The organism is Erythrobacter cryptus DSM 12079 (assembly GCF_000422985.1).
Classification (GTDB): Bacteria; Pseudomonadota; Alphaproteobacteria; order Sphingomonadales; family Sphingomonadaceae; genus Erythrobacter; species Erythrobacter cryptus.
In genome coordinates this window covers 1-10,278 of sequence record NZ_AUHC01000027.1, presented here as the reverse complement: position 1 = coordinate 10,278, position 10,278 = coordinate 1, and the positions used below count along the sequence as shown (strand labels likewise).

Here is a 10,278-nt window from a genome sequence, read left to right as displayed (position 1 = left end):
CGGCGAAATCCGCCGCATGATCCGCGCGCCCGAGATCGCGGCTCGAACGATCAAGACCCTTCGCGAGGAGAGTCCGACGGTCGATGAGAAGGCGGTCGTCCAGGCGCTCGGCGAATTCGACCAGCTCTGGGCGGCGCTCTATCCGGCGGAGCAGACCCGCATCGTCCAGCTTCTGGTCGAGCGGGTCACCGTTGGCCGCGAGGGCATCGCCATCGACCTGCGCAGCGACGGGCTTGGCGCGGTGGTCCGTGACATGCTCGCAGCCGAACGGGAGCTTGCCGCATGAGCGATCCGGCCACCATCCGCATCGTCATTCCGCTCACGATCCGCAAACGCAATGGGCGGCCGAAGATTCTCCCGCCCGACGATCTGGTGCCGGACACGGGCGGCGTGGACCCGCATGTCCTGAAGGCCATCGCCCGCGCATGGCGCTGGCGATGGCAGCTGGAATCGGGTGCCGCTTCCACCATCCACGACATCGCCGCGGCCGAGAAGCTCTCCGACCGCTATGTCGGCCGCCTGGTGCGGCTCGCCTATCTGTCGCCGGAGGTGCTCGAACACCTGGCCATCAGGCGCGTGCCACCGGCGCTGTCGCTTGCCGACCTCATCGCCCTTGCCGACCGGCCGTGGACGGAGCAGATCGAAGCGGTGGCGGGGTAGAAGAAAGCGCTGCCTGGCACCAGCCTCACGAAAAGCGCGCTTCAAAGGCAGAGCCAGCGCTGCCAAGGCCAGTCAGTGGGGCTTACGAATACTCCTGACTATCGTGTTGCCTGACGGCGTTGTCACCTTTGCGTCTTCACCTTCTGCACGGTCCGTTTGTTGACCCGTGTCAGTTCCGGCAGCGAGGGCGGGCGCAGCACGGTTCACCCCTGGCTCGTTGACGCCAATCGGCTCTGCAACCGGCGGGCTGCTCTTGGTCTTGATCACGAGGCGTTGCGCTTGCGTGTCAACCCCCGCTGCCTGATCCGCAGGCGTCGTCTCGTCTTGCGTTCCAGCGTCATTTGCCAGTCGCGCCACGCCGCCAGCACCGACCTCATAGCCACGGTTGCTGGGCCGGTCATTGGCGGCAGCTGCATTACCAGCAGCCAGCACCAGCGCCGTGGCAAGAGATGCTGCGGCAAGAGTGATGGTTTTCATGGCGGATGCCTCCCTTGCTTGAGCGATCATTTTGCCGGTATGAATGCCAAGAGCTGTCTGAAATCAGGATGAACACCGCCGAACGGCAATCCTGAGGTGCTTGGCGCTGCGCATCATCTCGTGGCGATGCGGGGCAGCACGCCTATCTGGGGTTGTCTCAGCGCGCGCATTTGAGGCGAAGGAAACGGCGCAAACCGGCTGGCTGGTCAAGCAAGGCAATAGGCTGAAATTGCTTGATCTTCTTCAACCGAACCGATTGACGCGAGGTTCGCTTGGATAGAGACGAAAGGCCATTCAGAGACCGCCGAGCGCCAGAAGGCCAGTCTCCGAGGTTCGCTCAGGCCAGCCAAATCCCTTTGAAACAACGGGAAAATCGGGCTTATCCAGCGCCCTGCTGAAGGTTTGTGACTGATGGATTGGCGGTGGGAAGTCGACCCGGATCCAACCTTCTCTGCAACATAAATTATGGTTTACAATCTTACCAAGGCGCGTCCGATACCGCAGGGGTCAAGCCAAATTCTTGCGACGTCTCAGCCGGGCTGAATATTACGAAGCGCGCCGAACCTGAAGGCTTGCTGGGGGCGCTGTTGCGTCACTCTGCTCGCCGCTTTCGCGAGCACTGCAGGGTAGCTGGATACCCCATTATGGTCAGCTGCTCCGGGTCCACGATGCCACCCTCATATCATTGGCGGGATGATCAGCGAGTACTTTCATGCCCCTTGAGTGACGCCTTCGACGACTTTGATCTCCGTTCCATCCGCGCGCCCATGTATTAGCCGATAGAGCGCCGGCAGCACCAACAATGTGAGGATCGTCGAGGAGATTATCCCACCGATCACGACAGTCGCGAGTGGCCTCTGCACCTCCGAACCGGCTCCGACGTTGAGCGCCATCGGCACGAAGCCGAGCGATGCGACGAGAGCCGTCATCATCACAGGCCGCAGGCGTGTGAGAGCGCCCTCGCGCACTGCCTCCAGCACTCCCGATCCGCGTTCGCGCAGGTCGCGTATGAAGGACAGCATGACGACACCGTTGAGCACCGCAACACCCGACAAGGCGATGAACCCGATCCCGGCGGAAATCGACATCGGGATACTGCGCAATGCCAGGGCCGCCACCCCGCCAGTCAATGCGAGCGGCACGCCCGAGAAGACGATAGCCGCATCCTTGGTCGATCCGAACAGGGTGAAGAGCAGCCCGAAGATCAGCAGCAGCACAAGCGGTACGACCACCTGCAGCCGTGTCTTGGCCGACTGGAGCTGTTCGAACGTGCCGCCGTATTCAACGTAGTAGCCGGTCGGCAGTTCGACTTCGGCGCCGACCTTCTCACGCAGCTCCGTGATGAAAGATCCCAGATCCCGGCCGCGCACGTTGGCGGTGATCACGGCGCGGCGCTTGCCGTTCTCACGGCTGATCTGATTGGGTCCGGTCGAGAGTGAGATGTCAGCCAGCTGCGACAGCGGGACTGTCCCGCCAGCTGCAAGCCGAACGGGCAGATTGCCGAGTGCCGGCAGGTCGGTTCGCAGCGATTCGGGCAGGCGCACGACGACGGCAAAGCGCCGGTCGCCCTCGAACACCTCGCCCGCCTTGCGGCCGCCAGTTGCCGTGGCCACGGCATCCTGAACCTCGGCCATGCTGATGCCATAGCGTGCGAGCATGTCACGGCGCGGTGTGACCGAGAGCATCGGCAGGCCCGTGACCTGCTCGAGCTTCACATCCTCAGCCCCGGGGATAGACGCCGCCACGTCGTTGATGGCATCGCCGCTCTTTAGCAGCTGCTCGAGGTCGTCGCCGAACAGCTTGATCGCCACATCGGCGCGCACGCCCGCGATCAACTCGTTCATGCGCATCTGCACCGGCTGGGTGAACTCGTAGTTGTTCCCGGGAATCTCCGACACCGCCTTGTTCAGTTCGGCCACAAGCTGGTCACGCGGCTTGCGCGGGTCGGGCCATTCGCTCCTGTCCTTGAGCATGATGAAATTGTCCGCGACCGATGGTGGCATGGGGTCGGTCGCGACATCGGCCGTACCGATCTTCGCAAAGACGCGCTCCACCTCCGGGAACTGCCGGATACGTTTCTCCAGTGACTCCTGCATCTGCACTGCCTGGCCAAGACTGGTGCCCGGAATACGCAGCGCGTGCATCGCAATGTCGCCTTCATCGAGATTGGGAATGAACTCCGACCCTAGCCGTGTTGCTCCCGCAGCGCTGAGGGTGACAAGCAGGACGGCTAAGGCAACAGCGAGCTTCGGCCGAGCCAAGGTCTTGTCGAGGAGCGGCGCGTACCGCTCGCGCATCCAGAGCATTACGCGGTTTTCCTTTTCCTCCACCTTGCCGGTGACGAAGATGGCAACGGCAGCAGGCACAAGCGTCAGCGAGAGGATAAGCGCCGCCGTCAGGGCCAGTACGACGGTGATCGCCATGGGATGGAAGGTTTTGCCCTCGATACCTTCAAGTGCGAAGATCGGCAGATACACTGCGGTGATGATGATGATGCCGAAGATCGAGGGGCGGATGACTTCAGCGCTCGCCTTGGCCACGAGGCCAAACCGCTCGTCGCGATCGAGCAAGCGCCCCATTCGATGCTGGGCTTCGCCCAATCGTCGCAGGCAGTTCTCGACGATGATGACCGCACCATCGACGATCAGCCCGAAGTCGAGCGCACCCAGGCTCATCAGGTTGGCGGAGGTTCGGGTTGCCAGCATGCCGGTCAGCGTCATGAGCATGGCGATCGGGATCACCACAGCAGTTATCAGAGCCGCCCGGAAATTGCCGAGCAGCAGGAACAGGACCACAATCACGAGCAATGCACCCTCGGTGAGGTTCTTCTCGACAGTAGCGATCGTGCGGTCGACCAATTTGGTGCGGTCATAAAGCGGGTGCGCCACCACGCCTGCGGGCAGCGATGCTGTCGCCTGCTTGAGCTTCTCCGCAGCAGCCTGGGCAACAATCCGGGGGTTTTCGCCAGTCCGCATGAAGATCGTTCCGAGCACGATCTCCTTGCCATTCTCGGTTGCCGCGCCGGTGCGCAGTTCGGACCCGATCACAACTTCGGCCACATCGCCGACGCGGATCGGCACGCCGCCGCGGGTCGCAACGAGGATCTGCGAGAGGTCTGCTTCATTAGCCGCCTGCCCGGGAACGCGGATCAGGATCTGCTCGCCGCCGCGCTCGACATAGCCCGCGCCGCGATTGGCGTTGTTGCGTTCCAGCGCCTCGACAAGATCGTTCAGTGACAGACTGAGCGCGGCCAGCTGGGCCGGATTGGGCGTGACATGGTATTGCCGTTCGTAGCCGCCGATGGTGTTGACCTCGGCCACGCCGGGAATGGTGCGCATCTGCGGCCGCACCACCCAATCGGACAGGGTTCTGAGATCGGTTGCCGTCCAGGGACTGCCATCGGGTTTGGTGGCGCCGGGCTTTGGTTCGATCGCGAACATGAAGATTTCACCGAGCCCGGTGGCGATCGGTCCCATTTCAGGTTCGATCCCGGTCGGCAGTTGCGACCTGACCGCTTGCAGGCGCTCGTTGACCTGCTGGCGGGCGAAATAGGTGTCGGTGCCGTCCTCGAATACCACCGTGACCTGGCTCAGCCCATAGCGCGAGATCGAGCGCGTGTAGGATAGGCCCGGAACGCCAGCGATGGCCGTCTCGATGGGAAATGTGATGCGCTGCTCGGATTCGAGCGGGGAATAGCCTTCGGCCTCGGTGTTGATCTGGACCTGGACATTGGTGATGTCGGGTACGGCGTCGATGGGCAGCTTGGTCGCGCTCCACACGCCGATGACACATAACAGGGCGACAACCGCGAGCACGAACCAGCGCTGGCGGATCGAAAAGCCGATGATACGGGCAAGCATGGCGCTTTCTCTCCCGCTCAATGATCATGGCTCGCGCCCGACTTCTCGATGTCGGCGCGGATCAGGAAGGAGCCCTTGGCGACGTAAGGCGTACCCGGCTTGATGCCTCTCAGCACTTCAGTCCACTCAGGCGAGGAGCGCCCCAGCTCAAGCATGCGAACTTCGTAGTCCTGGCCGAAATTGGCAAAGACGACCTTGAAGTCACGGAACGGCTGGATGGCTTCGGTCCGCACAGCCAGTGGCACGGTGACGGCATTCACCACCACCTTGCCGCGCAGGGCCATGCCGGCGCGCAGTCGCCCCGCCCGATTGGGGACAGAGGTTCGCACCAGCGCCGTTCCGGCCTCGGCATTGCCTTCAGGCAGGTAGTCCCCGAGCTGGCTCGCCGCGACGGGCGTGCCGTCCATGGCTTCGATTTCCACCCGCATGCCGGGCTGGATCACCGCCAGATCCTTGGGGAAGATATTGAAGATGACCGAGGTCTGGGCCGGGTCGGTGATGACATAGAGCGCGCGGTCGCCGGTCACATCGCCGGGGTTGCCATTGCGTTCGGCGACCACGCCGCTGACGGTCGCATAGACCGGATAGACTTGCAGGCTCTCGCTTGACTCGATGCGCGCCAGCAATTGCCCCCGCTGGACATAGTCGCCCACGTCCTTGGTCACGCTGACCACGCGGCCCGGAAACTGGCCGCGGATTTCCGAACGGGCAGATGGGTCGAGTGCGACGGTGCCGAACAGTTCGCGTGTCTCGACGATCGTCGCCGGACCTGCTATCATTATTTCGATACCGCCTGCCTTGGCCGCTTCTGCGTCGATACGGGTGCGGCCTTCGGGACTGGCGTATTTCCAGACGTGTCGCTTGCCGTTTTCGGTCGCGACCACCTCGACGTCGAAGCTGTGGGGCTCCTCGACCACGCCCTGCCCGGCAAGGAACTTGCCTTCGGGCTTGAAGGCGAATGTGTTGACCTCGCCACCCAGTCGCCGGAGCGTCATGGTCAGTTGCACGGTCCCCGGATCGACCGGTTCGCCGCCGCGCGTGGCATAGACCCTGAACTGCGGCTCCTGCCCAGTTTCGAACACCGTGACCTCGACGGCAAAATCGCCATCCTTGAGGAGGCGCCCGCCATTGGGGCCTTTCTTGGCTTCGCCTCCCTCCTCGCCATGTTCCGTTGGTGCCGGATCCGAACCACAGGCGGCAAGCGGAAGGGCGAGTGCGAGTGCCGCAATAGCGGCGGTAGAACGGATATTCCTCATTGCACTTCCTCCCCGGCGACGACGTCGAAGCGTCCGGTCAGCCGGTCGATCTGGGACTGGATGTCGCGGTAACGGGTCATTGCTTCGACCCACTGCGACTGAACCTCGATGATGGCGTCGGCACCGTCCTGCACATCGCTGAAACGGAAACCGCCGCGATTGTAGCCTTCGCGGATCTGCTGGAGCGTGCGGACCGCCTTGGGATAGACATCCTGCATAATCCCGTCGGCGCGCATCCGGGCGGCATCCGCCTCAGCCCTGAGCGAGGCCAACTGACGCAGGCGGTCAAGGCGGGCCGCTTCGGCCAGCAGTTCGATGCGCTGCCGTTCGGCCTGCGCTCGCTCGATGTTGCCCCGATTGCGGTCGAAACGGCCGAGTGGAATCGAGATTCCGGCCACCAGTGCGACATCGCCCGTCTCGCGCAGATGCCGCACGCCGACGCTCACCGTGTAGTCCTGCACGCCGCGGGTCTGTTCGACCACGACCGCCGCCTGCGCCCGTTCCACCGTGGCAGACGCAAGCGCACTGTCGGCCGCAGCCAACTGGTGCAGATGATCATCAGGCTTCTCGATCCCGCGCGGCACCTCGACGTCTTCTGCCTTTCCGCCCCAGAACGAGGCCAACCTCGCGCGAGCGGCGTTGCGGCGGGACCGAGCCTCGTCGAGCGCAAGCCGTGCCTGGGCAAAACGGGCTTCGACGCGGGTTTCGACGAAGAGCGGATCCTTGTAGCCGCGTACCCGGCGCAGGGCTTCGGTCTGCATGGCGCGCTCGGTTTCGAGGCGTCGTTCGGCAAGCCAGACAACTTCCTCGGCGATCTGCAGGTCGATGAATGCGCGTTGCACCGCCTCGGCAAGGTCGAGCCGGGCGAGGCGCGCCGAGGCTTCGGCAACACCGATGTCGCGATCGGCATAGGCGATCCGCGCATCGCGCTTGCCCCCGCGTTCGATGGTCTGGGTATATGTGACGGTCGTCTCGGCCTGCCGATAGACATCATAGGCGCCGGTGCCGGCGATGTTCTCGGCCTCGACCAACAGGACCGGATTGGGCCGAACATCGGCTTGGCTGCGCCCCGCCCTTGCAGACCGGATGCCTGCCTCCTGGGCCTCGATCACGGGCGACGCCGCAATGGCGCGGCGGACGGCCTCGTCCAGACTTACAGGTTCCGCACTTGCCGCTATGGGCAAGGCCAGCGCCAATCCGGCCAATAGGCCGACGCGCAACGTCAATGACATGGGACAACTCCTGAAACACTTGGCAATCGCGGGCGAAGAAAGACGCCCGCCAAAGTGGCAGGTTTCAGGCTAGCGGGGGCTCGATCGGTGGTGCCGATGCTCGTGACAGGAGATCTGTGACCTCGCCCGGACGGAGCTTGTCTCGGTTCGCGTAAGGTCCGTCTACATTATACCCGCATCCGACCATCATCGCTGCCGGACAATGGTGATGATGGAAGATCTCCTGCGACGGATCAGAGGATGAATTGTCTGAGAAATCTTCGTGGGCATCAGCATGGAGCGCATCAGCCACAAGAACACTGGCCTGACCATGATCGTGATCGTCCCCATGCGCCGCAGCAGGCGCATGAAAACCGGCGCAAAGCACCGAGAAAAGAATCAGGAACTGGAGAACAATGCCCCTCATAGTGCCCACCTAGCAGGGCAATACAGCAGCAGCAAGCGCATCACTTGCACTGTTCCTGGCCCAGAGCATGACGAAGCTCCTCCGGTATGGGCATGGTCACGAAGGCACTGACCGCTGCTCGCCCGGTGTTTCCAAGTGGGATCCGCCCCAGCAGAGCGCCGAGGGGCGCAAGCATCAGACGCAGCACCTGTCCGCGCGCCTCCCGCCATTCGCGCCGGGATATGGCAAAGGTTAGCATGAGCGCATGGGCATGGAGATGAAGCCGCAGGATCTGCTGAGAAAGGATATGCGCGCGTTCCAGATAGTGCCAGGCATCGGCCGCGTCCTGGCCAGCCCTCGCTTGCCGGAAAGCACCGATCTCCGCCCAATATGCGGTTTCGAGCTGCTTCATACCGGAACCCCTCTTGCCGCAAGTTCATATCGAGCCTGCCGAACCACCTGCCATCCACCTTGAAGCCCGAGAAGCGCCATGATGAGCGCGACGACGAGGTCGGGGAGGCCGCTGCCCGTCCACAGCACCACGAAGCCCGCGCCAATCACCAGCAGGTTGTTGATCGCATCGTTGCGCGAGCAGACCCAGACTGATCGCATGTTGGCGTCACCCGACCGGAAACGATAGAGCAGGAGCGCCACCGAGATGTTCGTCACCAGCGCGAGAGCGCCGATGCCTGTCATCGCCCAAGGATCGGGCTGGGTTCCAGCAACAAGGCCCCAGACCGCCGAGACCATCACCCCGAGTGCAAAGGCCAGAATGGTCAGCCCTTTGACCAGCGCGGTCCGCGCCCGCCAGACAAGCGCCATTCCGGCGACGCCAAGGCTGATCGCGTAGTTTGCGGCATCGCCCAGAAAATCGAGCGCGTCAGCCTGTAGCGAGCGGGATCCCGATGCGGCACCCGCGATGATCTCGACGAAAAACATCACGGCATTGACGACGAGCGCGATCCACAACGCCCTGCGCCACGCAGGATCATTGCGCGCGGTGTCGTCACTGCAGGAACTGGCGCAGCAACTGTCCGCCATGGCCGAAACTCCTTGGTTCGTTCGAGTCGGCCCTCTATATGCACCCTGTAGCAACTACAGGGTCAAGCGATGAAAATCGGCGAACTGTCCAGGGCGACCGGCACCAACATCGAGACGATCCGCTATTACGAGCGGATCGGTTTGTTGCCCGAACCGGCCCGGACTGCGGGCAATTATCGCTCCTATGGCGAAGCGCATCGCACGCGGCTCGCTTTCGTCCGTCATTCACGCGAGTTGGGCTTCACCATCGAGGAAGTGCGCTCGCTGCTCGATCTGGCCGACCATCCCGAGCGCGAGTGCTCGGAGGCCGATAGGATCGCCACCCGGCATCTGACGCAAGTCGAAGAAAAGATCGGCCAGCTCGTCACCCTGCGCGACGAACTATCGCGCATCATCGGTCGCTGCCGGGGCGGACTTGCCGCCGATTGCCGCGTGATCGAGGCCCTCGGGGACCACACCATGTGCAACGGAGACCACGAATGATCTATCTGGTCGTCAAAACCGCAATCACGGCGATCATCATTGTCGTGGTTTCCGAAGTCGCGCGGCGGAGCGCTGGACTAGGCGCATTGCTGGCATCGCTCCCGCTTGTCGCCTTGCTCAGCATGATCTGGCTCTGGCGAGACACTGGCGACGCCGCGCGCATGGCCAGCTATTCGCAGGCCACATTCTGGTACGTTCTTCCGAGCCTGCCGATGTTCCTGCTGATCCCTGTTCTGCTCAAGCGCGGCTTCGCATTCTGGCCCACACTCGCGGCCGGCTGCGTCCTAACCATCGTCCTGTACGTCGGCATGGCGGCGGTACTCGCTCGTTGGGATATCCGGCTGTGACAGCGCCTCTCCCAACAATTGCCTGGTACGTTCTCGCGGCAATCGCCGAGATCGCCGGTTGCTTTGCCTTCTGGGCAGTCCTTCGGCTCGAGCGATCGCCGGTCTGGCTGGCCGCCGGGATCCTGTCACTGGTCGTCTTTGCCTACGCCCTGACCAGGGTAGAAGCGGAAGCCGCCGGGCGAGCCTTTGCGTATCCATCCGGTGAAGGCCGCACCCGTTTCAGTTAGCGGTCACTGGGTTTGATGATGCGTTTTGCTGCGGCGTTACGACGAGCGGCGATCCGGCCGAGGATGCCGTTGATCGGGAAGACATCGAGTTCGTCTGGATCGTAGTCGTCGAGCCATTCGCTGACATCGGCGTGATCTGGATGGTCCGGATCGTTTCTCGCCTCGAGCATTTCGTAGAACCCCGGGATGCCGCCGCAGTCCTCGGGAGGGCAGTTGCGCTCACCGGCGATGAAACGCGGATATGCCGTGGAGCGATCCCCAGCTCGGACATCCCTGATGATCAAACTGTGTTCCCAGTAATCGCCGAAAT

The 10,278-nt window shown here is 63.1% G+C and carries 11 protein-coding genes and 1 pseudogene; 5 read left to right on the top strand and 7 right to left on the bottom strand.

Translation table 11 applies throughout. The features are described 5' to 3' along the window. Both G524_RS17010 and G524_RS0111935 read left to right on the top strand, forming a co-directional pair. Nucleotides 1-286: pseudogene (locus G524_RS17010) on the top strand (recombinase family protein); the annotation flags it as partial. Further along, entirely contained in the window at nucleotides 283-660 is a 378-nt protein-coding gene (locus tag G524_RS0111935; protein WP_027443904.1) for a hypothetical protein, read from the top strand. The pseudogene G524_RS17010 and the gene G524_RS0111935, both read left to right, overlap by 4 nt. Nucleotides 661-732: 72 nt before the next feature. Here G524_RS0111935 and G524_RS16895 read toward each other — a convergent pair whose 3' ends face one another. The 6 genes from G524_RS16895 to G524_RS0111905 all read right to left on the bottom strand — a co-directional run bounded on the left by G524_RS16895 (nucleotide 733) and on the right by G524_RS0111905 (nucleotide 8,911). After that, nucleotides 733-1,137 carry a hypothetical protein gene (locus G524_RS16895; RefSeq protein WP_156894088.1) on the bottom strand — a complete coding sequence of 135 codons (405 nt, stop codon included), beginning with the start codon at nucleotides 1,135-1,137 and terminating at the stop codon, nucleotides 733-735. A gap of 710 nt (nucleotides 1,138-1,847) precedes the next feature. Beyond that, on the bottom strand, nucleotides 1,848-4,997 hold the full coding sequence (locus G524_RS15895) for an efflux RND transporter permease subunit (RefSeq protein WP_051221206.1): 3,150 nt from the start codon (nucleotides 4,995-4,997) through the stop codon (nucleotides 1,848-1,850). A gap of 17 nt (nucleotides 4,998-5,014) precedes the next feature. After that, a complete protein-coding gene (locus tag G524_RS0111925; protein WP_027443903.1) occupies nucleotides 5,015-6,253 on the bottom strand; it encodes an efflux RND transporter periplasmic adaptor subunit in 1,239 nt (412 codons plus the stop codon). Further along, on the bottom strand, nucleotides 6,250-7,485 hold the full coding sequence (locus G524_RS0111920) for a TolC family protein (RefSeq protein ID WP_027443902.1): 1,236 nt from the start codon (nucleotides 7,483-7,485) through the stop codon (nucleotides 6,250-6,252). Before G524_RS0111920 ends, G524_RS0111925 begins: the two co-directional genes overlap by 4 nt. A 446-nt stretch (nucleotides 7,486-7,931) precedes the next feature. Then, nucleotides 7,932-8,282 carry a DUF3703 domain-containing protein gene (locus G524_RS0111910; protein WP_027443901.1) on the bottom strand — a complete coding sequence of 117 codons (351 nt, stop codon included), beginning with the start codon at nucleotides 8,280-8,282 and terminating at the stop codon, nucleotides 7,932-7,934. Then, nucleotides 8,279-8,911 carry a cation efflux transmembrane domain-containing protein gene (locus tag G524_RS0111905; RefSeq protein ID WP_027443900.1) on the bottom strand — a complete coding sequence of 211 codons (633 nt, stop codon included), beginning with the start codon at nucleotides 8,909-8,911 and terminating at the stop codon, nucleotides 8,279-8,281. The genes G524_RS0111910 and G524_RS0111905 overlap by 4 nt, the downstream gene beginning before the upstream one ends. Before the next feature lie 69 nt (nucleotides 8,912-8,980). Here G524_RS0111905 and G524_RS0111900 point away from each other — a divergent pair, with 69 nt between their 5' ends. From G524_RS0111900 to G524_RS16715, 3 genes are read left to right on the top strand one after another with little or no spacing between them, the layout of a single operon-like run. Further along, nucleotides 8,981-9,394: a MerR family transcriptional regulator gene (locus tag G524_RS0111900; RefSeq protein WP_027443899.1), complete on the top strand. Its 414-nt coding sequence runs from the start codon at nucleotides 8,981-8,983 to the stop codon at nucleotides 9,392-9,394. Further along, a complete protein-coding gene (locus tag G524_RS0111895) occupies nucleotides 9,391-9,741 on the top strand; it encodes a DUF3147 family protein (RefSeq protein WP_027443898.1) in 351 nt (116 codons plus the stop codon). The genes G524_RS0111900 and G524_RS0111895 overlap by 4 nt, the downstream gene beginning before the upstream one ends. Beyond that, complete coding sequence (locus G524_RS16715; protein WP_084625176.1) at nucleotides 9,738-9,968, top strand: YnfA family protein; 231 nt, start codon at nucleotides 9,738-9,740, stop codon at nucleotides 9,966-9,968. The genes G524_RS0111895 and G524_RS16715 overlap by 4 nt, the downstream gene beginning before the upstream one ends. Here the strand turns inward: G524_RS16715 and G524_RS15890 are convergent. Further along, nucleotides 9,965-10,278 (bottom strand): plasmid pRiA4b ORF-3 family protein (locus tag G524_RS15890; protein WP_036857888.1); only part of this gene is annotated, 314 nt, incomplete at its 5' end. The two genes, G524_RS16715 and G524_RS15890, sit on opposite strands and share 4 nt — an antisense overlap.

Bases quoted from the DNA above. Each gene is read 5' to 3' on its own strand.
- G524_RS0111935 (WP_027443904.1), top strand. From the start codon at position 283: ATGAGCGATCCGGCCACCATCCGCATCGTCATTCCGCTCACGATCCGC.
- G524_RS0111920 (WP_027443902.1), bottom strand. From the start codon at position 7,485: ATGTCATTGACGTTGCGCGTCGGCCTATTGGCCGGATTGGCGCTGGCC.
- G524_RS0111925 (WP_027443903.1), bottom strand. From the start codon at position 6,253: ATGAGGAATATCCGTTCTACCGCCGCTATTGCGGCACTCGCACTCGCC.
- G524_RS0111910 (WP_027443901.1), bottom strand. From the start codon at position 8,282: ATGAAGCAGCTCGAAACCGCATATTGGGCGGAGATCGGTGCTTTCCGG.
- G524_RS0111905 (WP_027443900.1), bottom strand. From the start codon at position 8,911: ATGGCGGACAGTTGCTGCGCCAGTTCCTGCAGTGACGACACCGCGCGC.
- G524_RS15895 (WP_051221206.1), bottom strand. From the start codon at position 4,997: ATGCTTGCCCGTATCATCGGCTTTTCGATCCGCCAGCGCTGGTTCGTG.
- G524_RS16895 (WP_156894088.1), bottom strand. From the start codon at position 1,137: ATGAAAACCATCACTCTTGCCGCAGCATCTCTTGCCACGGCGCTGGTG.
- G524_RS0111900 (WP_027443899.1), top strand. From the start codon at position 8,981: ATGAAAATCGGCGAACTGTCCAGGGCGACCGGCACCAACATCGAGACG.
- G524_RS0111895 (WP_027443898.1), top strand. From the start codon at position 9,391: ATGATCTATCTGGTCGTCAAAACCGCAATCACGGCGATCATCATTGTC.